The organism is Brucella sp. JSBI001, assembly GCF_026014005.1.
GTDB lineage: Bacteria > Pseudomonadota > Alphaproteobacteria > Rhizobiales > Rhizobiaceae > Brucella > Brucella anthropi.
The window spans coordinates 3,339,102-3,364,387 of sequence record NZ_CP110339.1 but is presented as its reverse complement, the minus strand read 5'-3'; the positions used below and the strand labels follow the sequence as shown (position 1 = coordinate 3,364,387).

Genomic DNA, 25,286 nt, shown 5'->3' with positions numbered 1-25,286 from the left:
CGAGTATATTTAAATATACTCGCCGTTATTTAAACTTATGTTATAATTATCTAACTTAGTTGTTGTTAAATTACTTCTTCTTGCGAAGAGTCTCTCCTGATTTTTGCAAGGCTTCAACAACTGCCAGTGCTGTCATATTGACGACGCCACGCGAGGTGACGGATGGCGTCAGAATATGTGCCGGACGTGCCGCGCCGAGCAGGATTGGACCCACGTGCAGCGCATCTGTAACCATCTTGACTACGTTCAGCGTGATGTTTGCAGCGTCAAGGTTGGGGAAGACAAGAAGATTGGCTTCGCCCTTCAGGCGCGAATTCGGGAACACACGATCGCGCAGAGCCTGAGAGAGAGCAGAGTCGCCGTGCATTTCGCCATCGGATTCCAGCTCAGGCGCCTTCTCGGCAAGAATTGCCGCTGCTTCACGCATCTTTTCGGCGCTGGCTGATTCTTTCGACCCGAAATTCGAATGGGATACTAGGGCAGCCTTTGGCTCAATACCGAAGCGGCTGATTTCCTTTGCGGCAAGAATTGCCATTTCGGCGATCTCGTTCGCGCCCGGTTCGACGTTGACATAAGTGTCTGTGAGGAAGAGGGCGCCACGCTGCGAGATGAGCAGGCTCAAGGCGGAATAGTCTCGGATACCGGGAACCTTGCCGATAATCTGCCGTACGACACGGAGGTGGCGTTCGAAGCGACCTTCAAGACCGCAGATCATGGCGTCTGCTTCGTCGCGCATAACCGCGAGAGCGGCAATTGCGGTCGAGTTCGTGCGGACGATGGTGCGTGCAGCTTCCGGTGTGACGCCCTGCCTGCCGGTGTAGGACAGATAAAGGTCTACATAGTCGCGATAGCGCGGATCGTCTTCCGGATTGATGAGTTCGAAATCCGTTCCCGGACGAATCTTGAGGCCGTAGCGGCGCAAGCGTGTTTCGATAACCTGCGGGCGTCCGACGAGAACCGGAGCTGCGATACGCTCTTCAATGACTACCTGAGCAGCGCGGAGCACGCGTTCATCTTCACCATCTGCATAAATGACGCGCTTTGGTTTTTCCTGGGCGCGGGCGGCAGCAAAAACCGGCTTCATGATGAGGCCGGAGCGGAAGACGAAGCGGTTCAGACGATCGAGATAGGCTTCCATGTCTTCGATCGGGCGTGTCGCCACGCCTGTTTCCATGGCCGCTTTGGCCACTGCCGGGGCGATACGCAGAATCAGGCGCTGATCGAATGGCGATGGAATGATGTAGTCTGGTCCGAAAGTGGGTGTGTCGCCGGAATAAGCGCGTGCTGCGACATCCGAAGGCTCTTCGCGGGCAAGAGCGGCAATTGCGCGAACAGCCGCCAACTTCATTTCTTCGTTAATTGCAGTCGCACCGACATCGAGTGCGCCGCGGAAGATATAGGGGAAGCAGAGAACGTTGTTGACCTGGTTCGGATAATCCGAACGTCCGGTGCAGATCATGGCGTCGGCGCGGGCCGCACGAGCCTCTTCCGGCATGATTTCCGGCTTCGGATTGGCAAGGGCCATGATGAGTGGCTTTTCGGCCATCTGTTTCAGAAGTTCAGGCTTCAGCACGCCAGCAGCCGACAGGCCGAGGAAGACGTCAGCACCACCGATGACATCGGCCAGAACGCGCGCGTCAGTCTTCTGGGCGTAAACTTCCTTCCAACGATCCATCAGCGTGTTACGGCCTTCGTAGACAACGCCTTCGAGATCACAGACCCAGATGTTTTCGCGTTTCGCGCCGAGATTGACGAGAAGATTGAGGCAGGCAAGGGCAGCAGCGCCAGCGCCCGATGTAACGATCTTGGCGTCCCCGATTTTCTTGCCGGCAAGTTCCAAACCGTTCAACACCGCCGAAGCAACGATGATCGCTGTGCCGTGCTGGTCGTCGTGGAAAACCGGAATGTTCATTTTCGCGCGAAGCTGTTCTTCAACTTCGAAGCACTCCGGTGCCTTGATGTCTTCAAGGTTGATGCCGCCGAAAGTCGGCTCTAAAGCGGCAACAACATCAACGATGCGACCGATTTCGTGCGCGTCGATTTCAATGTCGAACACGTCGATGTCGGCGAATTTTTTGAAAAGGACAGCTTTACCTTCCATGACCGGTTTGGAAGCAAGCGCACCAATGTTACCAAGGCCGAGAACCGCAGTGCCGTTTGACACGACGGCAACGAGATTGCCGCGAGCGGTGTATTCGGCGGCAGTTGCCGGGTCTTCGTGGATTGCGAGGCAGGGAGCGGCTACGCCGGGAGAATAAGCTAACGCCAGATCTCGTTGGTTGCCAAGTGGCTTTGTCGCCTGAATTTCCAGCTTTCCGGGCTTCGGATAACGGTGGAAGAACAGAGCTGCTTCATCGAAATCCGAACGGGAAGTGAAAGGTGTTTTCTTGGTCATGGTCGCATCGCTTTCCAAAATCTTTCGTGCAGGGCAAAAGCTCGTTTGCACGTGGAGGGTGCGGTATCCGCATACAGTTTCCGTACACGACTTCCGCACTCTGGGCCGTCATTGTTCTTAGTCTATCGGCTCAAATCTCAGTAGGCCCGTTTTCGAGAATGAGTTTTTCCAATTTTGCAGATCTATTATTTGATGCTGTTAAAACGCACTCTGATAGGCGCCGCCATCGATAACGAGATTCTGCCCGGTAATGAACCCGGAATGTTCCGAACATAGGAAGGCACAGGCCTGACCAAATTCCTTTGGCTGCCCGATTCTTCCGGCGGGAATTGCTGATGCGCGCTTTGCAGCTTCCGCATCCGCTGTCGTGCCGTTCTTCTGGGCTGAGAATGCAAAGCCATTGCGAAGGCGATCCGTGTCAAAGGCCCCGGGAAGGATGTTGTTGATCGTCACATTGGAGGCTGCAACCGTGCGGGCGACGCCAGCCAGAAATGCAGTCAGACCGGCGCGGGCGCCAGATGAGAGATCAAGCCCGGGAATGGGGGCGTAAACCGACGTCGATGTGATATTGACGATACGGCCGAAACGGCGCTCGACCATTCCGTCGATAACAGCTTTGATCAATTCTATGGGGGTGACCATATTCTGTGTCACACCCTGCAGGATCGCGTCGCGGTCGAGCAGGCGGAAATCCTTGAAGGCTGGACCGCCGTTATTATTCACGAGAATGTCGGGTGCAGGGCAGGCGGCAAGCAGTTTGGCTTGCCCTTCAGCGGTGGACACGTCGGCAACGACAGCATCGACTTTCACGCCAAATGTTTTGCGAATTGCTTCCGCGGTTGTGGCGAGAGTTTCTTCGTTGCGTCCATTGAGAACCAGATCGCAACCGGCTTCGGCGAGCGCCTCCGCGCATGCCCGTCCGAGTCCCTTGCTGGAAGCACATACAATTGCTTTTCGACCCTTCAGGCCCAAGTCCACGGCTTGATCCTCACATCTTGTTCAAGTTTTAGAGACATGCCACCAAGCGAGCAGTCCGATCAACCGGATTCTGGTTCACGGGCGCATATGTCCACCTTTTACCGGCAGAATATGCGTTCATTGCGAACAATATTTGGTGAAGTGCTATTCAAGCGGCGGCATGAATTCTGCCCTCGGGCGTATAAGCGATCCGCTATCAGCCTGTTCCAGTGCATGGGCGAGCCATCCCACAATGCGTGCGAGCGCAAACAGAAATAGCGGTGCGTCGGGCGGTAGATCATAGATTTCTGTAACGGCGGCGAGGGCGAAATCGACGTTTGGCTTTTCTCCGAGAATGTTCGCGGCACTTTGTTCCAGATCGCTATAGGAGGCAGGCAATTCCAGATGTTCCAATAGTGCGGTGGCGCGAATATCACCTGTTTCGCGGTAAAGCGGGTGGCCGAAAAAGTGAAACTGTGTTCCTTGCCTGAGCTGGCCCTTGATCGCTGCTTCCGCTCCTATTTGCCGGGTTTGCGTAATAATAGCCGCCGCCGCTGTAGCCGCTCGTCCATGTCGCGGGCCAATCAATGTTGATAATCCGGCGAGAACCGCAGCGGAAAGCGGTGTACCTGTAGACGCCGCAACGCGTGTAGCGAATGCCGATGCATTGAGTTCGTGGTCGGCCAGAAGCACAAGAATGCGCCGGATCACATCACTTGCCTGCGGCTTTTGCCAAGCCTGAGCAATGCGTTCATGCATCGGCATATTCGATGCGGAAACGCCAAGAACGGTATTGTGAAACAGTTGCAGCAGACCAAAAGCCTCTTGCTGCAGAATCGATGTTGAACGCCCCGAACTGGGTAGATCATTCGCAGCGCGAATACCAAGGACAGTAAACAGCCGTTCCAGAGGCGCAGTTTCGGTCTGACGAATGTTCAAGGTCGATTCGTTGTCACTCCTGATGATACCGTCGAAATCCATCTGCCACAGCAGTGCAGCCACTTCCTCCAGCGTCGCTGTTTCGGACAGCTCAGCAGCGTCGCAGCCGCGATAGAGCAAGCGGCCATCCAGGATGGTCGAAATGCCCGAGCGCATGATCGGCAGGCCCCAACGAATGGTGTCGGCGGCAACCACGCTATCTCTCTTGCGACCGGGACGCTTGCCAGCCAGACGATGGACATCCTCCGACCGATAGAGGCTGCGTCTCGGATCATCCGGCAATGGTTTGGAACGGATGCGGCCACGGCTCACATTTGCATAGAGAGTCTGCGGCTTTGTCTGGAGAACAGCGAGGGCTTCCTCCGCAGTTAGCCAGTCCATTATTGCCCCCTACATTGATCTATTTCGTCAAGATTGACGTCAACTATACTTGGATTCAATGTCGAAAGGCAAACAAGGAGAATAATTATGAATAGCGGACTTGAAGATGTGATTGCTGCTGAAACCGTGTTGTCTGACGTCGATGGGCTTGCAGGCAGGCTGGTTATTCGCGGTCGGTCGCTGGACGATCTGGTCCCGCATAGCAGCGTCGAAGATGGAATAGAACTTCTGTGGGGCGGCTTTTTCAATGACCTTCCCAAAGGGGAAGAGCTTCAAAAAGCGCTCGGTGAAGCGCGCGTACAGGTATTTCATCATACGGATGCGCTTGACGATACATTGATGGAAATGTCTCCCATCGAAGCGCTTCGCGCATTGATGGCACGCATCCCTGATGACGATGATCTGACCGCAGCCTTACACCTGATGGCGGCACCGGCAGTCTTTACGACGGCCATTCTGAGGGGCCAGAAGGGGCGCCGTCCCATACATCCTGATCCGACGCTTCCCCATAGCGCTGACATCCTTCGTATGATGAATGCGGGAATGCCGGATGAAGCAGAAGTTGCGGGGCTGAACACCTATCTTATGACGGTTTCCGACCATGGATTGAACGCATCGACTTTTGCTGCGCGTGTCGTGGCATCAACACGAGCCGGATTGACCTCATCGCTGCTTGCCGCAATCAGCGCATTGAAAGGACCGCTGCATGGTGGTGCACCCGGACCGGTCCTCGATATGCTGGATGCAATCGGTAGACCCGACAACGCTGAACGTTGGCTTGAATCTGCTGTTGCCGATGGAGACAGGCTGATGGGGTTCGGTCACAGGGTCTATCGTGTACGCGATCCTCGTGCCGATGCCTTGAAAGGTGCATTGAAGCACATCGAAGCCCTAGAACAAGGGCGTGGAAAACACCGCGTTGAGTTGGCCGAGGCCGTTGAAAAAGCCGCTATCGCAGTTCTAAAGCGCCACAAGCCGGACCGTTCCCTCGAAACCAATGTCGAGTTCTATACTGCTTTGTTGTTGGAACAACTGGGGTTCCCGCGTGAGGCTTTCACTTGCGTTTTTGCTATGGGGCGAACCATGGGCTGGATAGCGCATTGCCGTGAACAGGTTGCGGCAAACAAGCTCATTCGTCCGCAATCGCGATATGTCGGCCCAACTGTGGGACTTGTCGCCTAAAGTGGACACAACAAGAGGCGCGGACGCTACCTTCCGCGCCTCAAAGCCGACCGTCATATCTCTGTGACATGAATCGGGTTTTCTGCGCTCAGATCAGGTTGCCATTGAAGGGGACAACCACATGAGCACCGACGCTCCGCAGCCCAGAAAACTCCGAACCCTCTTTATCTCGGATGTGCATCTCGGTTCCAAGGCCGCACAGGCGGAACTGCTTCTGGATTTTCTTCGCTATCATGAAGCCGAGACGATCTATCTTGTCGGCGATATTGTCGATGGGTGGCGCCTGCGGCGCAATTGGCATTGGCCGCAAGAGCATAATGACGTAGTCCAGAAGCTGCTTCGCAAGAGCCGCAAGGGCGCCAACATCATCTACATTGCCGGTAATCACGATGAGTTCCTGCGCAATTTTCAGGGAACGCATTTTGGCGGCATCGAAGTGATGAACCGCGCGATCCATGAGACGGCGGACGGTCGCAAGTTTCTGGTAATCCATGGTGATCAGTTCGATGTGGTTGTACGCAATGCCCGCTTTATCGCCTATCTGGGCGATTGGGCATATGACACAGCGATCTGGATAAATACGGTTATGAGCCGGGTTCGCTCGCTTTTCGGTCTGCGCTACTGGTCATTTTCAGCCTGGGCGAAGTTTCGCGTCAAAAAGGCGGTCAATTTCATTGGTCAGTTCGAGAGCGTGGTTTCGGAAGAAGCGCAGCGTATCGGGGTTGATGGTGTGATCTGCGGCCATATTCATCACGCCACGATCGAGAGCATGAATGGCGTGGAATACATCAATACGGGCGATTGGGTGGAAAGCTGCACGGCCGTGATTGAACATTTCGATGGCCGTATGGAGCTCATCGAATGGACGGAACGCCGTGATCGCCGCCCGACGACAGGTATTGTCAATTCCGACAGTGAAGAGCGTGACGAGGATAGGGTAATCCAGCTCCCACTTCCCGTCCGCGAACTGGCGACCTTCCGCTGATGAAGAAAATTGTCATCGTTACCGACGCCTGGCATCCTCAAGTCAACGGCGTCGTGCGCACGCTGACCAAATGTCGTGATCTGATGATTGAGCGCGGATACGACGTCACCGTCATATCTCCGCTGGATTATCGGTCGGTCCCCTGTCCGACCTATCCGGAAATCCGGCTCGCCTTGACGACGCCAGGTGCGCTTAGACGACGTCTGAAGGTCATGCGACCGGACTATGTGCACATTGCAACCGAGGGTCCACTCGGGTTTATGGCACGGCGCGCTGCCTGAAAATGGGCTGGTCCTTCACGACAAGCTTTCACACGCGGTTTCCCGAATATCTTGCGGAACGCTTTCCTGTCCCGCCACAATGGACCTATGCTTTCCTGCGACGTTTCCATAATGCGGCCCAGCATACGCTGGTACCGACCCAATCTATTGTGGATGATCTCAAGGGGCGAGGTTTTACGCGGCTGGACCTCTGGACGCGCGGTGTCGATCGCAATCTGTTTTATCCTCGGCCGGAAGTGGTCAAGGACTTGCCACGTCCGGTGTTCATTTGTGTGGGACGCGTCGCCACGGAAAAGAACCTGCCAGCGTTTCTGGAGCTTGATCTTCCCGGCACAAAGTTGATCGTCGGGGATGGTCCTTCCCTCAACGATCTGCGTGCGCGTTTCCCGGAGGTTGTGTTTGTCGGGAAACAGGAAGGTGAAACGCTGGCAAACACCTATGCCGCAGCCGACGTGTTTGTCTTCCCAAGCCGGACAGATACGTTTGGTCTCGTCTTGCTGGAAGCGATTGCCTCCGGCTTGCCGGTGGCGGCCTATCCCGTTCCCGGATCACGGGATGTCGTGGGGGCAACCGGGGCAGGCGTTCTCTCCGAAGATCTTGGGAAGGCGTGTCTGTCAGCCCTGCAAATGGAGCCGTTTGAGCCCGCACAGGTGCTCAGGCAGTTCACCTGGGACGCTTGTGCGGACATTTTCGAAGATGCTCTCGCTCCGATAAGCGGAACCGCGAGCGAGAGTTATCAACGTGCAAGTCAGCCCCAAACGGCGGCTTCCGGCAGGTAAACCAGAGCCCCATCATAGCGCAAGCCTGGGTCACGATCATGGGCGAGGAGTAGCGGGCCATCAAGATCAACCACATTGGCTTTCTGGGCGAGCAGAACAGCTGGCGCCATGCCGAGCGATGTGCCGACCATACAGCCGACCATGATCTGAAGACCGTAGTTGATTGCCTTGTCTCGCATGATGAGACCTTCAGTCAGTCCACCTGCTTTGTCGAGCTTGATGTTCACCGCGTCGTAGCGCTTGGCCAGCTCCTCAAGTCCGACCGACGTATGAACGCTTTCATCGGCACAGATAATGACAGGCCGTTCAATTTCACTGAGAATATGATCGTTATCCGCTGGTAAGGGCTGTTCGATAAGAACGACGCCTGCGTCGGCTGCTGCGCGCATGTTCTCGGCAATATTGTCGGCCGTCCAACCTTCGTTTGCATCGATAATGATGCGACTGTTCGGAGCCGCACTCGTGACCGCTTGTATCTTCTCGATATCGTTTTCACCACCCATTTTGACCTTGATGAGAGGATAGTGAGCGACCTTGGCTGCCGACTCTGCCATTTCGGCGGGTGTGCCGAGCGAAACGGTGATTGCGGTTTCAAGTGGTCGGGTTGGCGTACCGAGCATATCGGCGACGCTTCTGCCTGATGCCTTTGCCTCGAGATCCCATAAGGCACAATCGACCGCATTGCGAGCAGCGCCGGCTGGCATCAAAGTCTGGATATCCTGTCGTGTGGCGCCACTTTCGATAGCTGTACGGGCGGCTTCAATCTGGGCACTCACGCTCTCAATGCTTTCGCCATAACGCGCATAAGGAACGCATTCGCCGCGCCCTTGATTGAGACCGTTGCCAATCACACACACAACGACAACGGCTTCCGTCTTGGAACCTCTGGAGATTGTGAATTTTCCGGCGATGGGATAGCGTTCGACAATGATATTCAAGGTATTGTGCATAGAGATGCCCTCTGGGACGCAGTATTTCGGTCGTTCAACGACTCGTATATGAGGTAGGCCATGTTGACCGACACTGCCGACAAAGCAAGAGCCACCAATAATCCTGCGCCGAAGATTGATCTGACGGAGCAGGACGGTGCGCGCCATATCAGGTTGAGCGGTCGCTGGGTCTCGCAGAGCGTCAATCTTGTCGATGACAAGATGCGCAGTCTTGAGAAAACGGACGAACACAAAGCAACGATAATCGATGTTTCTGGCGTATCCGGTCTCGATACGGCAGGTGCCTGGCTGATTGAACGCTTGCGGCAGCGGCTCGTTGCAAAGAGTGCCGACGCCCAGCTTGAAGGCGTGCGTCAATCCTGGCTCCCTCTGATGGAGGAAGTGGGGCAGGCTGTCGAACGTACTCTGGATATTCCACGTCAGAAGAAGCCGTTCTTTTTTATCTCGTTTCTGGCCGCGCTTGGCGGTGGCGTTATCTCTATGGGTAACGACTTCAAGATGGCGATGCATATCCTGGGCGCCACCATCCGCGGGGCCCAGCTGAAATACGGTCGAGGAAGCGGTATTCCAATCGCTGCCATCGTTACGCAGATGGACCGCATGGGCGTCGGTGCGATTCCCATTATCATCCTGATGTCGACGATCGTTGGTGCGATCATCGCCCAGCAGGGCGCATTTCAGTTGCGCTATTTCGGTGCAGAAATCTTTGTCGTCGATCTGGTTGGCATTCTGGTGCTGCGTGAACTCGGGGTGCTTCTGACAGCTATCATGATCGCCGGTCGTTCAGGCAGTGCGATCACAGCTGAAATCGGCTCCATGAAAATGCGCGAGGAGACGGATGCTCTGACGGTTATCGGCCTCAATCCGGTCGGCGTTCTGGTTTTTCCCCGTCTCGTTGCGCTGGTCGTAGTCCTGCCATTGCTCACCATCATTTCCGACCTGGCTGCATTGATCGGGGCAGGCGGGGTCGCTTGGTTCTACTCCAATATTTCGCCCGATGCTTTCATCAGCCGCCTGCATGACGCAGTGGCGCTTAATACTTATTTCGCCGGTCTTATCAAGGCACCGTTTATGGCCATGATCATCGGGATTCTCGCCTCGGTAGAAGGTATGAAGGTCGGTGGCAGTGCAGAATCACTTGGCCGTCGTGTTACTGCTTCCGTTGTGAAAGCAATTTTTGTGGTTATTGTCGTGGATGGTTTGTTTGCGATGTTCTATGCGGCCATTAATTTTTAGAAACTGCTTATGTTCTTTGTTTTTAATGGGTTCTTTGAGACACAGTTGCACAGAAAATTGACCCCTCAATCGTGTTCAACGGTTCAGTCCGAAGCCAAGCTCGGTTAAAGAATGGTTATGGAGAACGGCATCGACCACCGGTCGCAACTGCAGGACGAAGACAATCGCCAGACGACCGCGCCGATGATCTCGGTGCGCGACGTGACGGTTTCGTTCGGGCGTCAGACGGTGCTCGACAAGCTGTCGCTTGAGATTTACCAGGGCGAGGTTCTGGGCTTCATCGGTCCTTCGGGGGCGGGAAAATCAGTGCTGATGCGGACCATTCTCGGTCTCAACAAGAAACAGTCGGGTGAAATCGAGATTCTCGGTCGCAACATCGATCAGCTGAATGAGATGGAAAAAATGTCCATCGACATGCGTATGGGCGTCTTGTTTCAGCATGGAGCGCTATTTTCGGCGCTGAATGTTCTTGAAAATATTCAGGTTCCGATGCGCGAGTATCTTGATCTGTCGCCGAAGCTGATGGACGAGCTGGCGCGACTGAAAATCGACCTTGTCGGTTTGAAGCCTGACACGGCAGAAAAGTTTCCGTCCGAACTTTCCGGCGGCATGATCAAGCGTGCTGCGCTTGCACGTGCTCTGGCTCTGGATCCGGATATTCTGTTCCTTGACGAACCGACATCGGGTCTTGATCCCATTGGCGCTGCAGAGTTTGACGACCTGATTGCCAATCTGCGGGATACGATGGGTCTGACCGTCTATATGGTCACTCATGATCTCGATAGTCTTTTTGCAATTTGCGACCGGATTGCCGTTCTTGGAAACAAGAAGGTACTCGTCAGCGGCACCATTGAAGACATGCTAACGGTAGACGATCCGTGGGTTAAATCCTATTTTCGGGGCAAGCGTGCGCGCCAGATTGATCCATCGGCGCCAACGAGACGGCGGCCCGGCAGCCGCTTGCAGACTGGATAAGATATGGAAACTAAAGCCAATTATGTTCTGGTGGGTGTCTTTACGCTGATCGTCAGCCTGTTGGCTTTCGCGTTTGTGTTCTGGATCGCCCGTTTTGGGGAAGCACGCGATTCTCTGGAGCTCGATGTTCGTATCCCGGGTTCCGTGACTGGCCTTTCGATCGGGAGTCAGGTTCTATTCAACGGTATCAAAGTTGGCGATGTTCGGGCGCTGCGTCTTGATCCGTCCAATCCAGAAATGGTGATCGTTAAAACTCGCGTCAACGCGACAACACCTATTACCCGCTCAACTGCAGCAACCCTTGGTTTTCAGGGACTGACCGGGCAGGCTTATATTGAACTGAAGGGCGGTCGTCTTGATGAGCCCAATCTTCTGACCGAGGCTGCAAACGTAGATTCGGTTGCGCGTATTGATGCCGATCCGTCCTCAATCAACAATCTTCTTGCTACCGCACAGGATATTGCTGCACGAGCCAATGCCGTGCTTGGTCAGTTGGAGGGTTTCGTAAAGGATGCTCGTGGACCGCTGACGGATACAATCAACAACACGAAGACTTTCACCGACGCACTGGCACAGAACGCCAACATTATTCAGGAACTTGGTGAGAACACCGGAAACATCAACCAGATCGTCACTGACGCCAAGGATATGATGGCTCGCTTGAACGCTGCTTCTGTGCGTGTTGACGCCATTCTGGCGAAGACCGACAAGCTCCTGTCGAGCGACGACAAGGATGGGGTTGTTGCACAGGCTAAGGCAACGCTGGAATCCATCCGCCAGACATCCGACAATCTCGACAAGCGGATGGGGCCGATTGCGGACAATCTCCAGCGTTTTTCGGGACAGGGATTGCGTGATGTGCAATCCGTCGTGGTGGATAGCCGCCGCTCCATTCAGCGCATAGAACAGGCAATTACCGATCTCGAGCGTAACCCTCAGCGCCTTATCTTTGGCGGTAAAGGGAATGTACCTCAGTATGACGGGAGGACGCGTCATTGATTTCCAAAGCTAGCCTTATTGACATGAAATCACGTCGCACTCTTTGTCGTACAACTTCAATATCTGTTCTGCTCAGCATACTTCTTGCTGGCTGCGGGACGACAACGCCGCTTGACACGTTCAATCTGTCTGCACCGCAGCCCGGTGTTTCTTCGCCAAGCCGCAAGAACACACAGTTGCTGGTTCCGACGCCAACAGCCCTTAAGGCGCTCGATAGCGAGAATATCGTTGTCAGCTCAGCGCCCGGTTCCATCGAATATCTGAAGGGTGCTCAATGGGGTGACAGGCTGACGAACATTGTGCAATCACGTCTGGTGCAGGCCTATGAGAATACAGGTGTGTTCGGCGGGATTGGCCGTCCAGGAGACGGGCTGGCAATCAACTATCAGATTCTGACCGATCTGCGCATGTTCGGCATTCAGGCCTATGCATCGCCTAAGCTCGCAGTGGTCGAACTGGCTGTCAAACTGATGAATGACAAGAATGGCGAGGTTCGGGCCACCCGCGTGTTCCGTACGGCCATTCCGGTAAGCGGTGCGACGAATGCGGCCTATGTGAAGGCACTTGACGCGGCTTTTGAACGGACTGCTAGCGAGATTGTTAGCTGGACAGTGACAGCGCTCTAACCGTTTTTTTAAAGCACATATTGTCTGAGAACCGTTTCACACTTTTCGAGATGCACTCCAACTGAGGCAAGGTGGAACAATAAAAAAGGTCGGCGTGTTGCACCGACCTTTTTTATTGAACGGAACCAGCCGGTTTCATCCGAGCCAGACAAACAAAAACGCGGCCCGAAGGCCGCGTTTCCTTTGAGTTCTGGTCTTAGCGAAGGCGACCGCTTGCGTGGGCAAGCATGGTGTAGACCTTACCAGTGTCCGAGGTGAGGTAAGTCCGCGTCACCATGTTGTCACGGTCGTTGCGGGCTACATCTTCAAGCAGACGCTGGAAGTCGTCCATGTAGCGGTCGACGGCGCGGCGGAATTCACCATCCGTCTGATACTTGCGCTTGATATCATCAAAAGTCTGCTGACCCTTCAGCGTGTAGAGACGGCGAGTAAAGACGTTTCGTTCACCGCGACGATAACGGTCCCAAAGCTCCACCGAAGCTTCGTGGTCGATAGCGCGGGCAATGTCCACCGAAAGCGAGTTTAGCGATTCAACGACATGGCTTGGTGAACGAGGCGTTGCGACCGGCTGTGCTTTCGGCTGCGCGGCTTCTTCTTCCTCGCGGGAAGCACGGGCTAGGAGATCAGACACCCATCCACGCGGCTTTTCTGCCTGTGCGGCTGCCGGTGCAGGCTGAGCCTTCGGCGCTTCGTAGGCGCGCTGGCGAATTGCAACATCTGCCTGTACCACCGGTGCCTGAACAGGGGCTGGACGAGCTGCTGCCGGTGCCGGACGCGAAACCGGGCGATCAGCACGGCTTTCGCCGACATCTACCAGACGACCAGACTTATTGACGATTTCGGCCAGTTCCTTGAGCGCATTGATCTGCTCGCTCACGGCTTTGCGCATAGCGGTCGTTGTTTCCTTGGCCTCGGCAGGCATGTCGAGAACGCCACGCTTCAGTTCGCCACGGGTCGTGTTGAGCTCGTTTCGAATTTCGCTTGCAGTGCGGCGAATATCGTCGGTTGCTGCAGAGAACTTCTGTGCTGCCTGTTCAACGATTTCCGAAACGCTTTCCCGCATCTTCTCGGCAGACGAACGGGTCTGGCCTTCGGCGCGCTGGAATGCGGAGGTCACCAGCCCTTCGAAGGACTGCATCAGCTTTTCCACGCCTTCCGACTTCTCGACGAGACCGGATGCCAGTTTGTCGAGCGCCTGATGGCGATCTTCAAGCGTGCTGACAAGGCCGTTCTGGGCCGTGTTGATCATGTCGGAAGCCGAAGAGAGAACCTTTCCGTGCTCTTCGAAACGGTCGGCGATGTCTGCGATCTGCGACAGCGTGCTGTCGGAGATAGCGCGCAGCGTACCGATATTGCCGTCAATCAGGCCCGTGGAGGCCTGGAACATCTGCGCTGCACGGTTGGTGTTCTCAACGAAGCTCGACGTCGTGTCGACAAGGCGACCATCGATATCGGTGAGATTGCGCGTTGCAGTGTCGATCAACTTGCCCAGTTCGCCGTTGGAGGCTGCAAGACGATCGATCAGTTCGCTGACATTGTCGGAAAGACCGGTCTTGGCCTGCTGAACAGCGGCAATTGTTTCCGCTGTGCGGCTTGCAAGCGCATTGACCAGAGCGGCGTTTTCCGAACGAAGCCTATCTGTTGCGGCATGGGTTGCTTCTTCAAGCTGCTGCGCCAGTCCACGACCGCTATCAGCAAGCCGCTGTACAAGCGGTTCTGCAGTATCGTTGAGGATCTTGGTGATTTCCTGCGAACGGGCAGCGAGAACGGCATTGAGCTCACGAGTACGTTCTTCCAGCGTCACCGCAGTCGTGTCGGTTACCTGTGCAATACGAGCCTCGACGGAGCCGAGTTCCATCGTGATGCGCGAGCCGATATCACCGAGACGGGTTGCAATCGCGTCAGCACGCTCAGCGAGGCGCGTTTCGGTACCAGCGAGATTGTCGGCAACGCTGGCCGAGAAGGACTCGCTATGGCCTGCAAGCGTTTCACTCGTCTTGGAAGCCGTATCGGCAATCCGCGCTTCAATCGAGCTAAGTTCGCCGGTGAGGCGGCTTTCGATTGCTTCAAGACCGCTGGCAATAGCGCTGGCGCGTTCATTGAGGCGCGTTTCGGTGCCAGCAAGGTTGTCGGCGACGCTTGCAGCGAAGGCTTCGCTGTGACCAGCAAGCGTTTCGCTGGTTCTGCTTGCCGTGTTGGCGATGCGGGCTTCGATTGAGCCAAGCTCGCCGGTGAGGCGGCTTTCGATCTCACCAAGACGACCGGCAATCGCGTCGGCGCGGTCGCCGAGACGTGCTTCCGTCCCAGACAGATTATCGATCAGGCGAGCGCTGAATGCTTCGCCGAAGCCGTCCAGAGCTTCACCAGCCTTGGCTGCTTCAGCCGAAAGCGTGCTCGCGGCTTCGCCGATCTTCTCGCGCAGCGTGCCAGCAACGATGCCAGCGCTCTGTTCGAGTGCACGACGGACATTGTCGACGCCGATGGTGAGTGCCTTTTCCATCGTCTGTGTGCGTTCTTCGATAATGCCGGTCTGGCCTTCGAATGCGCGGCTGATGGTCGAACTGCTGTCGGCAATTGCGTTGTGAAGGTTGGTCGTGCGCTGTTCCAGGATATCACTGTGATCCTGCAGCGTCTGGCTCAGCGATGTCGTGCTCTCACTCAGGGTCGAGCGGATTTCGGCAGCACGCGTTTCAATTGTGCGCTCGTGACCGTCCAGAATGCCGGAGAGGGCATTGTTGTGATCGTTCAGGACGTTATGAAGGCCGCTCGTGCGCTCTTCGACCTGACGAACATGTTCGCCCAAGGCGGCAACAAATGCATCGCGACCGGCACCAATGGAATCAGTCATGCTGCTTGCACGTTCATCGAGAATGCGTGCGAGCGTGTTCTGATTATCAGTGATGAGCGCCTGTAGCGAATTTACGCGCTCATCGAAAGTGCGAGCGAGAACCTCACGGTTTTCGTTGAAGTTATCGCGCATTGCGGCGGCACGCTCATCCATCAGTTGAGCAAGCATGGCTTGATTGCCCGCGATGACACCATGAAGCGTGGTGGCGCGCTCTTCCAGCGAACGAGCGTGGTCTGCAAAGCTTGCATCAAGCAGTGCGGAATGGCTTGCCATTGTCTCGCGCAATGCGTTGGTCCGCTCTTCCAGAATTGCCGCATGACTATCGGCAACGGTGTTGAGGGCAGATGCGCTGACGTTAACGGCATTCTCGATATCGCTCGTGCGTGCAGCAAGCGTATCGGCATGACCGCGGATGACGGAGGAAACGCGTTCCGTTTCGCCTTCCAGCGAAGCAGCCAGAACATCACGGCTTTCGGCAAGCTTGCCTGCAAAGGCATCGGCCTTTTCGCCAAGAATATTGCCGACGCTTTCGCCGATAGATGTCAGATCTTCGCCGATCTTTGTCTTGGTTTCGTCGATCATCGTGCTCAGAGACGTGCGACCGCTGGAGAAGGTCTCTGCGATTTCACGAGTACGAGCGATGAGGTTTTCGTTGATCTGGCGCGAACGGGTTTCGAGAGCTGCATTGAGCTTCTCAGTGCTGCTGTCGAGAGCATGCGCACGGGCTTCGAATTCGGACAGAAGCGACCGGCCACGCTCGGAAAGGGTGCTTTCGAGGTTTGCAAGACGGGTGTCGAATTCGCTGACCATGGATTGCGTTGCACCGCCGAGCAGATTGGCAATACCGGTCGTGCGTTCGTCCAGAGCTTCCGTCAGGCGGTCCGATACAGTGCGCGACTGTTCATCAAGCGTTGCAATGCGCGTATCGAGCAGGTTTGCAAAAGCTTCGCCCGAAGTCGTGATGCGGGAGCCGATGTCACCGGTGCGGGTTTCAATGGCCTCGGCAATAGCGCCGCCGCTTTCGTTGATGCTGCCGATCAGGCGTTCACCGGATTCGCCGAGCAGGGTGCTCAGCTGCTGCGAGGCAGACAGAACATTGTCGCGGATGATGTTGGACGCGCTGGAAAGTTCTTCCTTAAGCTGCTCATGCGCACCGGAGATCGATGAACGTACCCGTTCGGCATGGCTGACAACAGCTTCACGCTCATTGCCCAGATCGCTGACGAGCGAACGAATGCGAACTTCATTGTCGCTATAAGCACGCTCAAGCTGATTGACTTCGGACTGAACGAGCGTTTCCAGCTCGACGGCACGAGCCAAGGTGCGTTCGATGCCTTCGTTCATGGCGGCGACTTCGCGGCGCACTGCCTGTCCGAGGGTAGAAACGCGATCACCGGATACGGCTTCCGGCTGGAGCAGGCGCATCGCAGCTTCCGACATGCTGCGTGCTGCCGTATGCATTTCCTGCGCGCGTTTTACGAGTTGCGCGAAGCCCCAGAACATGGCGACCGGCAATGCTACACCCGCAACGACGCCGAGGCCGGCGGGCGAGGTGAAAAAGTCCTTGGTGGCTTGCAGGGTCGAAAAGACATCAGGATTGATGGCTTTGCTCAGGGCGACGCCGCCAGCGGCCCAGAGCACGCTGATTGCAGTTGTCGTCCAGAAAAGCTTAGAGGAGTTTTCCGTCGCACGGCGCGGAGCGGCGATAATCGCTTTTTCACTGCGGGAATCGTCATTGGCCGGCGTGAAGGTAGGGGATGCAACGGTGGCGGCGGTTGCAACAGGTGCAGCGGAAACAGGCTTGCTGACAACAGGTTCGGGCGCGGGCGTTGCGACCTTCGAGGTGTTGGCAGGCTTGTGCTGAACGTTGGCCGTACCTTGCGAAACTGGTCCGGCAGCTTTCACAACCGGCGGGACCGGCGGCGCTGCAGGCGTTGCAATCACCGAGGCAGTGGTGATGGTGGCCACTTTTGCAGCAGTTTCCACAGGGGAAACGGCAACGGGCTCTACCGTCTTGGTCTTCTGCTCAGCAACAAGTTCTTCAGCCGCGCGCGAAATCTGTTCTTCCAGATCATCGACGGAGAAGCCTTCATCGAACGCACTCAAGTCCATGTCGATATCAAGATCGTCACCGAAATCGATATCGAGTGCCTGTTCCAGCGCCTTTTCAACCTCAAGGTCGAGCTTCTGTGCCTTGGATTTGGAAGCCATTGTTTGCCTACCTCGTACTCATTACTGCGACGGCCGGACCATAAAAAGGCCGTTACAAAACTTTCTCCGCCATTTTGCATCGTATCGGCTCGGGCTTGTTAAGGAAATAGGCCTCTTCTGCCGATACCTAAAACTTTAAATACAAGGTTAACGGAAACCGGCTCAATTCATGAAAATTCGACATTTCCGGGCTTCCCGCATTTACCAGCAAGTTGTGGAAATCGATCCGGACCGTTTCCTTCATCCAGGAAAGCTCTACGAGTTTATTAACAAGAATACCCGTATAGAGTGTCTGGATGACTGAATTTCATTTCATGATTGCATGCACTGTAGCGCTGGATTCTGTCCGTCATTCCTAACCGTTCCTCAATTCACATCATATGATGCAGTTTCCGCAGACGGCAAGGAAGAGTTTTCGGGTTTTGGGCCCAACTGTCGGGTTTATCAGGCAGGGAAACTCGTCGTCGATGCACGGCATATTGGCGCAGTTGTGGGCGCGGGCGCGGTCAAGGTTGAAACTAATTGCAGAACGCCGTATCTGCCATTCCGAGTTTATTTGCGTTTCCCTGCGAAGGCAGTGACGGGCGCTCAGGATGAAGATCGCGCGAAACTTGCGTGTTTCAAGGAATAAAAATGACGAAGATCGTATTCGTATCAGCTGATGGCGCGACACGGACCGAAGTCGAAGCCGACAACGGGTCAAGCGTGATGGAAGCTGCCATTCGCAATGGCATTCCGGGCATTGATGCGGAATGTGGCGGTGCTTGCGCCTGTGCAACCTGCCATGTCTATGTTGATGAAGACTGGACGGACACTGTCGGCGGACCTGACGCGATGGAAGAGGACATGCTGGACTTCGCTTATGAAGTTCGTCCTACTTCACGCCTCTCGTGTCAGATCCGGGTTTCTGACGATATTGACGGCCTTGTCGTGCAGGTGCCCGAACGCCAGAATTAAGTTTTGAAAGAGATGGTGATGTGATGGGCGCCGAACCGCAGAATGATATTGTCATTATCGGCTGCGGGCCTGTTGCACTCTTTTCCGTTTTTCAGCTTGGGCTGTTCGGTTTCAGGTGCCATCTCATTGATGCCAGTGATCGGCCCGGTGGTCAATGTACGGCACTCTATGCCGACAAGCCGATTTACGACGTGCCCGGGTTTCCTGAAATCATGGGTGAGGAGCTTGTCGAAAGGCTTCTCAAGCAGATCGCGCCATATAATCCTGTTTTTCATTTCAACAAGATCGCGGTCAGCATCGCGGTCGATGATGACGGCGTGGCTGTTGACACTAGCAATGGCGACAAGCTTGAAGCACGGACAGCGGTGATTGCATCCGGTCTTGGTGCTTTCGGTCTCGATGGACAGGTTATCCGTCCCGACCCTCTGGCCGAAATTTCCTTAATCAAGACGGGCAACATGCTGGCTGTTAGTCCCGAGACCTTCAGAACTTCAAGTCCGAAGGTCTACGCTATCGGCGATGCTTGCCACTATCCGGGCAAGCTGAAACTTATCCTGTCAGGGTTCCATGAAGCAGCATTGATGACGCAGGCTATACGCCGCGAATTGAGATAGTTCGGCACTACTGTTGTTTGGAAGCCTGCTGGGCGCGCTCCATGCGATAAGTCAGCAAGCGTGCAAAGCGGTTTTCGAAATTGATCGTCTCAACCCGGTCAAACCGTTGTTGCTCCTTATCATGCGCTTCCATAAGGCGTGCAGTCACTTTGTCGATGTCAGCGCGAAGCACAGAGCAATCCGTGCGGGTGCGCAGTCCGCGTATTTCCCGTTCCATCTGGCTTGCAAAGCTGCGGGCAATGACGATGTGACTCTCTTCGTGGCGGCGAATATCCTGCAACAGGGTATCCCAGATCAGCGCCAGTTCCGGCGTGGCCTTGCGGCGCTGTTTCCAGCGGGGCAGGGAGACCTTTGCGTGAACGTTTACATAAACGTCCTGCACCTTGCAGGCTTTCCCGGGCGCGCGACCATAACGTACCTTCGCATCGAAACGGATTTCAGCGGCACCGGGATGATGCTGACCAGTCTTCTTGAGGAAGGGGCCATTGCGGGAAAGAGCCTTGTCGAGGTCCGCTGCCGTTTTGCCGCTCACGGTATAGTAGCTGAATTCGCGAAAGATCGCGGCGGCTTCCGCTTGGGGAGCTACGATGGCAAGAACTGCACTGAGAGCCAGAACCTTCTTCCTCAAATTCATGTCCTGGCACCTCTTTCTAAAACCAGTAAGAAATTCTCTTTTTATTGCCGTGAGCATGGCATGCAATCGTCAAGAGAACTATAACGCCCTTCACAAAATGACTTCAGGCGAGGTTGGTTGCAACCTCGCCGCAATGAAATGCCCCAGGTAAACAGCCCAAGGAAATGACACAGGAACATTTCGCTATGACGAAAGAATGGCACGTTGCTCATGGAAGAAGCCTTCGTCTGGGGGAAAAGTCCGTGATCATGGGCATATTGAATGTCACGCCAGACTCATTTTCCGATGGCGGCCACCACAATGAGCTGGAAAGGGCCGTCGAAGTGGCCGGTCAGATGCTTGCCGATGGAGCGACGATCATTGATGTTGGCGGAGAATCGACCCGGCCCGGAGCTGCTGCGATCGATTCCGAAACGGAAATCGCGCGCGTTGTCCCGGTCATCGAAGCGTTGGTGAAAAAATACGATTGCATCATCTCCATCGACACTTACCGCGCAGCAACAGCGCAGGCGGCAGTTAGTGCCGGGGCACATATCGTCAATGATGTCTGGGGGCTACAACGAGAACCAGAAATCGCTCATGTCGCCAAAAGGAGCGGCGCAGGGCTGGTCATCATGCATACCAGCAGGGATCGACCCGTTCTTGCTGATGTCATCGAGGACCAGTTCTCGTTCCTGGATGCTTCACTGGATATAGCGAAAAAGGCAGGCATTGAAGAAACCCGCATCGTACTCGATCCCGGTTTTGGTTTCGGCAAGAACAAGGATGAGGATATTGCGCTGCTGGCGAGAGCAGGCGAATTGCAGAAATTCGGATTTCCGTTGCTCGTCGGCACGTCGCGCAAACGCTTTATCGGCGGCATGACGGGCAGGGACAATCCGCTCGACCGCGACATAGGAACTGCGGCAACGTCTGTCGCACTGCGTTTGGCAGGTGCCGACATCTTCCGTGTTCACAATGTCGCTTTTAATAGAGATGCACTTGCCGTTGCAGATGATATCCTGCAATCCAGACGCAGTGAAAATAGAAAGTGAAGCCGTGTACACGATCCGAATGATGAACTGCGCGTTTTTCGCGCATCACGGCGTTTTCGATGAAGAGCACAAGCTCGGTCAGCGTTTTTACGTCGATGCTATCCTTGATGTCGATCCGGGCAATGCGCTGGAGAATGACGATATCGACGGCACCGTGCATTACGGTATCGCCTTTGCTGTCATTGAAGACATCATCACCGGTCGTCAGCGCTATCTGATCGAGACGCTGGCTCTCGACGTGGCCAAGGCAATGACTGCCCGGTTTCCGCAGGTAAAGCGCGCAGAAATTACCGTCCGCAAGCCGAATGCACCTGTTCCGGGCGTATTGGACCATGTTGAAGTGACGGTGGTTTATCCGCAGTGACTACAGGCAGACATTATCGTGCCTGGCTGGGGCTTGGCGGAAACATCGATGATCCTGTCGCTTCGATGGGCAAGGCGTTGCGTATATTGGACGAACGAGCCGACACAGATGTCGTTGCGGTTTCGGCAGTCTATCGCACGCCGCCATGGGGGAAGACGGATCAGGCGTGGTTTCACAATGCCTGTGCAGAGATAGAAACGTCGTTGCAGCCATTGGAGTTGATTGCGACCTGCCTTGATGTGGAGCGTTCTTTGAAGCGTGTCAGGCTTGAAAGATGGGGCCCGCGCATCATCGATATCGACATACTGGCAATGCAGGATGATGCCGGAGAGACTGTCGTCATGGCGGATTCCGCTCTCGAGCTTCCGCATCCGCGTATGCACGAGCGGGCTTTCGTCCTCGTGCCCCTGAGCGATATTGCACCGTCTCTCGAAATTGCAGGCAAGGCCGTTGCGGACTGGAATGCCGGGATAGAGCAATCCGGAATAGAAAAAGCCCGCACGGATGCGGGCTGGTGGCGTGAATAGCGTTCCGGTCAGTTCTTGGCGATACTGCCGACAGCGATATTATCGACGCGCTTCAGGCTCATGCCGATGACCGGAACCAGTTCCTTGTCGACCCGCACCGAAACCGTCACGTTCATCGTGTTCGGATCGGAGACACGTGCCAGCATCGCACCATTGAGCTGCTTGCGGTTCAGGCCGAAAACAACCTTGTTTCCACTGACGGAACCCGACGTAACATCAAGGCCTTTGCCCGCTGCACCATCATTGAACTTGCCGGAATAAGCGGACCCGACACGCGTGACGGTGGCCTTCATCGGCTGCGAAAAGACACCGACGCGGCAGGTGCCGTCGAGTGTCATGCCAATATCTTCATCCGGGGTCGACCCGGCGAGATTGCAGACGAACTTCGTGCCTTTGTATTTCCCGGCGACGATTTCACCCGGGCCTGACCATTGGCCTTCGATCGTTTGAAAGAACTGTTTGTCCTTGTCAGCGGCCAGAACCGGCGCAGCGGAAAATGACACGGGCAGCAGCGTCAGGCAGGCGGCGATGCAATTCTTCATATTCAGCTCTGTCCCGGATTCACGACCTTGATCGGACGTCATTCCTAATCGTTGTTTTCCAGCATGTCACGACCAAAAGCTGGTCGCGCCTCGCAAACCGTCGGATTTGCCGACGTTGCCATAAGCCGATTGACAGAGAAGGGCACGGTTCAGGGGAGTGTGCCGATACATCTGGTCGCTCGATTCTGGCGCAGATTTCTATCTATCCATAATCGTCGCGAATGGTTAATGCTTCGGAAATAAACCGCTATTTTCCGGGATGCTTTTTATCCGGTCGTTCGCCGTTGATCTTCACGAGATCGCCGATAAAGTCGCCGATGCCGGGGCGTTTTTCCGCATTGAATGGAAACGGACGCACCACATCCATGGCGGCAATCCCGATGCGCGCCGTCATGAGTCCGTTGACGACGCCTTCACCGAGCTTGGCCGATAACCGGGACGCAAGACCATGGCCGACGAGCTGCTGGATCACGCTGTCCCCCATGGCCAGCGTTCCTGTCACGGCCAGATGGGCAATGACCCGGCGGGCAAGTTTCAGAAAGCCTAGCGTGCCAGGACGACCACCGTAAAGTTGTGACAGTCGGCGGATCAGCCGAGCTGATTCAAAAATGACGTAACCGATATCGACCAGCGCACGTGGGCTGATTGCCGTGACAATCGAAACCCGCTTTGAAGCATTCAGAATAAGTGTGCGTGCTTCACGGTCGAGGGGGCGAAGGATTTCTGTTTCGGCAAGCTGGATCAGGTTTCGGCCGTCAATGATATCGTCTGTCAGACCGTCCAGAAGCTGTCGTCCGCGTGCCGTCTCCGGCAAGCCCGCCGCAATTGAGCGCAAGGCGTCCACTGCCTTTCTGGCCGCGGCCATATCGTCCCGCTCTGCGGCATCTGCCGCGTCCTTGCGAAGGTGCTGCACCGAAGCGAGGCGGCGTAATGCGACCAGTTCGCGAACGACGATGGCGATAAAGGCGGCAAGCGCAATTATCGCAACACCTAGAGCCGTCCAGCCCAGCCAATCCGCGCGGGAAAATAGCGCTCGGATAAGGTCTTCGGTCCAGATGCCGATGGCGAATGAAACAAGGATACCGAGTGCACCGAAAAGTATTCTGCTGAGCGACCAGCCCTTGCGTTCAGGCGCTTCAAACGACGGATCGAGGATTTCCAGCTCTGCCGCCTCTTCCTCGCTCAATGCAAAAACATCTGGTTGGGCGACAACAACATCAAGGTCCCGCACTGCACGAGGACGGCGCGGCGCTTCATCCACTGTTTCTGTGCGGGCGGAGGGCTGGCTTACCGTAAAGGAAGCTGGTTTGCGTGGTGTCTTCTCTGTCATGCGAGACGATCCCCAATCAGAAACTGCAAGGCACGATCCAGCCTTATGTGGGGCAGGGACAACGTGATGCCTTCGGCGGTACGTTCAAGCCGGGGTGGCCGGAAACGGACGAAACGAATGGCTGGATCATCCTGCGCAAAGGACTTTTCAAAAATCGCATTGGGATTCTTCGGTAAGTCGCCGGGAAATATAGCTGTTTCGGTTTCGCCATCGAATACTTCACCGTCGATCTTTTCGCCTTTCAGCGGTGTGCCGACGATGACGGGCAGAGTTTCCTTACCTTGTGTAACGGTTGCCTCGCGCGTGGCGCGCACGGCAGCCATTGCGAGGACATCAATATCTGCTCCGGAAAAATCGGCGCGCTCTATAGCCCGTTCCACGAGACGGCGCACGATGGCTTGCAGACGGTCATGACTTTCATGATGCAGATGGTCGGCCTTCGTTGCAGCCACGAGAATCCGGCCGATCCGTCGCTGGATCAGCCCGGTTAGCAGGTTAGAGCGTCCCGGTCGGAAGCAGGACAGGATATCGGTGAGTGCACGTTCGAGGTCGGCAACGACCGCGCCACCGGCATTCATTGCCTGCATGGCGTCGATAAGCACAATTTGCCGGTCGAGCCGCGCAATATGTTCGCGAAAGAAGGGCTTGATGACATAGGTTTTATAGGCTTCGTAGCGCCGCTCCATCATTGCGCCCAGAGAACCGGCCTTCAGATCGTCCGGTTTCAGGTCGGGAAGCGGGGCAAATGTCAGTGCCGGTGAACCCTCGAGATCGCCCGGCATCAGGAAACGCCCCGGCGGCAAGGTCGATAATGCACGCTCATCGGCTTTGCCTGCACGCAAATAAGCCGTAAAACTCTTGGCCAGACGCTGTGCGGTCAGTTCATCTGCCTTTTCGGAAGAGGTGATGAGTGAAGCTTCGGTGATCCAATCCTGAGCCAGATCCTTGTGCGTCGGTTCATGGGCCAGAGCAAAGGAGTCCGCGCTGAATTCAGCATAGGATTTGCCCAGCAAAGGCAGATCCAGCAGCCATTCTCCGGGATAATCCACAATATCGACCGAAAGCTTGCCCGGTGACAACCAGCGCCCCCAGGCAGAAGCGGATTCATATTCGATTGTCAGGCGCAATTGCGAGATTGCGCGCGTGGAGTCCGGCCAGATACGCTCATCAATCAAAGCCGACAGATGCTCTTCATATTGAAAGCGGGGGACTGCATCATCGGGCTGCGGTTCGAGCAGCGCGCGTGAAATGCGGCCAGATTTATAGGCCTCGAACATTGGAAGCCTGCCGCCATGCAGCATGTTGTGAACGAGAGCCGTGATGAAGACCGTCTTTCCGGCACGCGACAAACCAGTCACACCGAGCCGCAATGATGGAGACAAAAGCCCGGTCGCACGATCTGCCAGCGTATCCAGTGCGATCTTCGCTTCGTCGCCGATACTTGTCAGCTTAGCCAATTAATCCTCGCCGAATTCAATGATCTGTCAGCGGTATAGATAGGGTTGTGTCAGCGGTCTTGGCAAGGAATGTTGGTGCACTT

At 55.5% G+C, this 25,286-nt stretch carries 20 protein-coding genes and 1 pseudogene; 12 read left to right on the top strand and 9 right to left on the bottom strand.

Features of this window, described 5'->3' with window-relative positions; genetic code table 11:
• Window positions 1–70: 70 nt before the first annotated feature.
• The 3 genes from LJ361_RS15895 to LJ361_RS15885 all read right to left on the bottom strand — a co-directional run bounded on the left by LJ361_RS15895 (window position 71) and on the right by LJ361_RS15885 (window position 4,672).
• The gene (locus LJ361_RS15895; RefSeq protein ID WP_264811934.1) at window positions 71–2,395 is read right to left on the bottom strand and encodes an NADP-dependent malic enzyme; all 2,325 of its coding nucleotides are present in this window, start codon (window positions 2,393–2,395) and stop codon (window positions 71–73) included.
• Window positions 2,396–2,593: 198 nt separating this feature from the next.
• A complete protein-coding gene (locus LJ361_RS15890) occupies window positions 2,594–3,373 on the bottom strand; it encodes an SDR family oxidoreductase (RefSeq protein WP_010660047.1) in 780 nt (259 codons plus the stop codon).
• Window positions 3,374–3,517: 144 nt separating this feature from the next.
• Complete coding sequence (locus LJ361_RS15885; protein ID WP_010660048.1) at window positions 3,518–4,672, bottom strand: citrate synthase; 1,155 nt, start codon at window positions 4,670–4,672, stop codon at window positions 3,518–3,520.
• Window positions 4,673–4,759: 87 nt separating this feature from the next.
• Here LJ361_RS15885 and LJ361_RS15880 point away from each other — a divergent pair, with 87 nt between their 5' ends.
• The 3 genes and pseudogenes from LJ361_RS15880 to LJ361_RS15870 all read left to right on the top strand — a co-directional run bounded on the left by LJ361_RS15880 (window position 4,760) and on the right by LJ361_RS15870 (window position 7,899).
• Window positions 4,760–5,854: a citrate synthase/methylcitrate synthase gene (locus LJ361_RS15880; RefSeq protein WP_010660049.1), complete on the top strand. Its 1,095-nt coding sequence runs from the start codon at window positions 4,760–4,762 to the stop codon at window positions 5,852–5,854.
• Between the two features lie 121 nt (window positions 5,855–5,975).
• On the top strand, window positions 5,976–6,839 hold the full coding sequence (locus tag LJ361_RS15875) for a UDP-2,3-diacylglucosamine diphosphatase (protein ID WP_010660050.1): 864 nt from the start codon (window positions 5,976–5,978) through the stop codon (window positions 6,837–6,839).
• Window positions 6,839–7,899 (top strand): annotated as a pseudogene (locus tag LJ361_RS15870) (glycosyltransferase family 4 protein). The gene LJ361_RS15875 and the pseudogene LJ361_RS15870 overlap by 1 nt, the downstream one beginning before the upstream one ends.
• Here the strand turns inward: LJ361_RS15870 and dgcA are convergent.
• On the bottom strand, window positions 7,869–8,849 hold the full coding sequence (gene dgcA, locus LJ361_RS15865; protein WP_010660052.1) for an N-acetyl-D-Glu racemase DgcA: 981 nt from the start codon (window positions 8,847–8,849) through the stop codon (window positions 7,869–7,871). The pseudogene LJ361_RS15870 and the gene dgcA sit on opposite strands and share 31 nt — an antisense overlap.
• 60 nt (window positions 8,850–8,909) lie before the next feature.
• Here dgcA and LJ361_RS15860 point away from each other — a divergent pair, with 60 nt between their 5' ends.
• From LJ361_RS15860 to LJ361_RS15845, 4 genes are all read left to right on the top strand, one after another.
• On the top strand, window positions 8,910–10,085 hold the full coding sequence (locus LJ361_RS15860) for an ABC transporter permease (protein WP_010660053.1): 1,176 nt from the start codon (window positions 8,910–8,912) through the stop codon (window positions 10,083–10,085).
• Window positions 10,086–10,196: 111 nt separating this feature from the next.
• Complete coding sequence (locus LJ361_RS15855) at window positions 10,197–11,060, top strand: ABC transporter ATP-binding protein (protein WP_029376099.1); 864 nt, start codon at window positions 10,197–10,199, stop codon at window positions 11,058–11,060.
• A gap of 3 nt (window positions 11,061–11,063) precedes the next feature.
• The gene (locus tag LJ361_RS15850; protein WP_010660055.1) at window positions 11,064–12,059 is read left to right on the top strand and encodes an MlaD family protein; all 996 of its coding nucleotides are present in this window, start codon (window positions 11,064–11,066) and stop codon (window positions 12,057–12,059) included.
• 23 nt (window positions 12,060–12,082) lie between these two features.
• On the top strand, window positions 12,083–12,685 hold the full coding sequence (locus LJ361_RS15845) for an ABC-type transport auxiliary lipoprotein family protein (RefSeq protein WP_010660056.1): 603 nt from the start codon (window positions 12,083–12,085) through the stop codon (window positions 12,683–12,685).
• Between the two features lie 196 nt (window positions 12,686–12,881).
• Here the strand turns inward: LJ361_RS15845 and LJ361_RS15840 are convergent, their stop codons facing one another.
• Window positions 12,882–17,744: a kinesin gene (locus LJ361_RS15840; protein WP_010660057.1), complete on the bottom strand. Its 4,863-nt coding sequence runs from the start codon at window positions 17,742–17,744 to the stop codon at window positions 12,882–12,884.
• A gap of 633 nt (window positions 17,745–18,377) precedes the next feature.
• Between LJ361_RS15840 and LJ361_RS15835 the strand changes: the two genes are divergently transcribed.
• Together LJ361_RS15835 and LJ361_RS15830 are read left to right on the top strand one after the other, a co-directional pair.
• Window positions 18,378–18,701 (top strand): 2Fe-2S iron-sulfur cluster-binding protein, encoded by a 324-nt coding sequence (locus tag LJ361_RS15835; RefSeq protein WP_010660058.1) that lies wholly within the window; start codon window positions 18,378–18,380, stop codon window positions 18,699–18,701.
• Between the two features lie 23 nt (window positions 18,702–18,724).
• Entirely contained in the window at window positions 18,725–19,315 is a 591-nt protein-coding gene (locus tag LJ361_RS15830; protein ID WP_010660059.1) for an NAD(P)/FAD-dependent oxidoreductase, read from the top strand.
• 7 nt (window positions 19,316–19,322) lie between these two features.
• Here the strand turns inward: LJ361_RS15830 and LJ361_RS15825 are convergent, their stop codons facing one another.
• Window positions 19,323–19,949, bottom strand: a complete 627-nt coding sequence (locus LJ361_RS15825; RefSeq protein WP_010660060.1) for a DUF922 domain-containing Zn-dependent protease — start codon at window positions 19,947–19,949, stop codon at window positions 19,323–19,325.
• Between the two features lie 185 nt (window positions 19,950–20,134).
• Here LJ361_RS15825 and folP point away from each other — a divergent pair, with 185 nt between their 5' ends.
• The 3 genes from folP to folK are packed head-to-tail and all read left to right on the top strand — an operon-like array spanning window position 20,135 to window position 21,874.
• The gene (gene folP, locus LJ361_RS15820; RefSeq protein ID WP_010660061.1) at window positions 20,135–20,983 is read left to right on the top strand and encodes a dihydropteroate synthase; all 849 of its coding nucleotides are present in this window, start codon (window positions 20,135–20,137) and stop codon (window positions 20,981–20,983) included.
• 4 nt (window positions 20,984–20,987) lie between these two features.
• Window positions 20,988–21,347: a dihydroneopterin aldolase gene (gene folB / locus LJ361_RS15815; protein WP_010660062.1), complete on the top strand. Its 360-nt coding sequence runs from the start codon at window positions 20,988–20,990 to the stop codon at window positions 21,345–21,347.
• Window positions 21,344–21,874 (top strand): 2-amino-4-hydroxy-6-hydroxymethyldihydropteridine diphosphokinase, encoded by a 531-nt coding sequence (folK, locus tag LJ361_RS15810; protein ID WP_010660063.1) that lies wholly within the window; start codon window positions 21,344–21,346, stop codon window positions 21,872–21,874. The genes folB and folK overlap by 4 nt, the downstream gene beginning before the upstream one ends.
• A gap of 8 nt (window positions 21,875–21,882) precedes the next feature.
• Here folK and LJ361_RS15805 read toward each other — a convergent pair whose 3' ends face one another.
• The 3 genes from LJ361_RS15805 to LJ361_RS15795 all read right to left on the bottom strand — a co-directional run bounded on the left by LJ361_RS15805 (window position 21,883) and on the right by LJ361_RS15795 (window position 25,203).
• Window positions 21,883–22,416, bottom strand: coding sequence for a hypothetical protein (locus LJ361_RS15805; RefSeq protein WP_012092019.1), 534 nt, complete (start codon window positions 22,414–22,416; stop codon window positions 21,883–21,885).
• Between the two features lie 247 nt (window positions 22,417–22,663).
• Entirely contained in the window at window positions 22,664–23,746 is a 1,083-nt protein-coding gene (locus tag LJ361_RS15800; RefSeq protein WP_010660065.1) for a YcjF family protein, read from the bottom strand.
• Window positions 23,743–25,203: a YcjX family protein gene (locus LJ361_RS15795; protein ID WP_010660066.1), complete on the bottom strand. Its 1,461-nt coding sequence runs from the start codon at window positions 25,201–25,203 to the stop codon at window positions 23,743–23,745. Before LJ361_RS15795 ends, LJ361_RS15800 begins: the two co-directional genes overlap by 4 nt.
• Window positions 25,204–25,286: the final 83 nt, after the last annotated feature.

Bases quoted from the DNA above. Each gene is read 5' to 3' on its own strand.
- LJ361_RS15895 (WP_264811934.1), bottom strand. From the start codon at position 2,395: ATGACCAAGAAAACACCTTTCACTTCCCGTTCGGATTTCGATGAAGCA.
- LJ361_RS15885 (WP_010660048.1), bottom strand. From the start codon at position 4,672: ATGGACTGGCTAACTGCGGAGGAAGCCCTCGCTGTTCTCCAGACAAAG.
- LJ361_RS15880 (WP_010660049.1), top strand. From the start codon at position 4,760: ATGAATAGCGGACTTGAAGATGTGATTGCTGCTGAAACCGTGTTGTCT.
- LJ361_RS15875 (WP_010660050.1), top strand. From the start codon at position 5,976: ATGAGCACCGACGCTCCGCAGCCCAGAAAACTCCGAACCCTCTTTATC.
- dgcA (WP_010660052.1), bottom strand. From the start codon at position 8,849: ATGCACAATACCTTGAATATCATTGTCGAACGCTATCCCATCGCCGGA.
- LJ361_RS15860 (WP_010660053.1), top strand. From the start codon at position 8,910: ATGTTGACCGACACTGCCGACAAAGCAAGAGCCACCAATAATCCTGCG.
- LJ361_RS15855 (WP_029376099.1), top strand. From the start codon at position 10,197: ATGGTTATGGAGAACGGCATCGACCACCGGTCGCAACTGCAGGACGAA.
- LJ361_RS15850 (WP_010660055.1), top strand. From the start codon at position 11,064: ATGGAAACTAAAGCCAATTATGTTCTGGTGGGTGTCTTTACGCTGATC.
- LJ361_RS15845 (WP_010660056.1), top strand. From the start codon at position 12,083: ATGAAATCACGTCGCACTCTTTGTCGTACAACTTCAATATCTGTTCTG.
- LJ361_RS15840 (WP_010660057.1), bottom strand. From the start codon at position 17,744: ATGGCTTCCAAATCCAAGGCACAGAAGCTCGACCTTGAGGTTGAAAAG.
- LJ361_RS15835 (WP_010660058.1), top strand. From the start codon at position 18,378: ATGACGAAGATCGTATTCGTATCAGCTGATGGCGCGACACGGACCGAA.
- LJ361_RS15830 (WP_010660059.1), top strand. From the start codon at position 18,725: ATGGGCGCCGAACCGCAGAATGATATTGTCATTATCGGCTGCGGGCCT.
- LJ361_RS15825 (WP_010660060.1), bottom strand. From the start codon at position 19,949: ATGAATTTGAGGAAGAAGGTTCTGGCTCTCAGTGCAGTTCTTGCCATC.
- folP (WP_010660061.1), top strand. From the start codon at position 20,135: ATGACGAAAGAATGGCACGTTGCTCATGGAAGAAGCCTTCGTCTGGGG.
- LJ361_RS15805 (WP_012092019.1), bottom strand. From the start codon at position 22,416: ATGAAGAATTGCATCGCCGCCTGCCTGACGCTGCTGCCCGTGTCATTT.
- LJ361_RS15800 (WP_010660065.1), bottom strand. From the start codon at position 23,746: ATGACAGAGAAGACACCACGCAAACCAGCTTCCTTTACGGTAAGCCAG.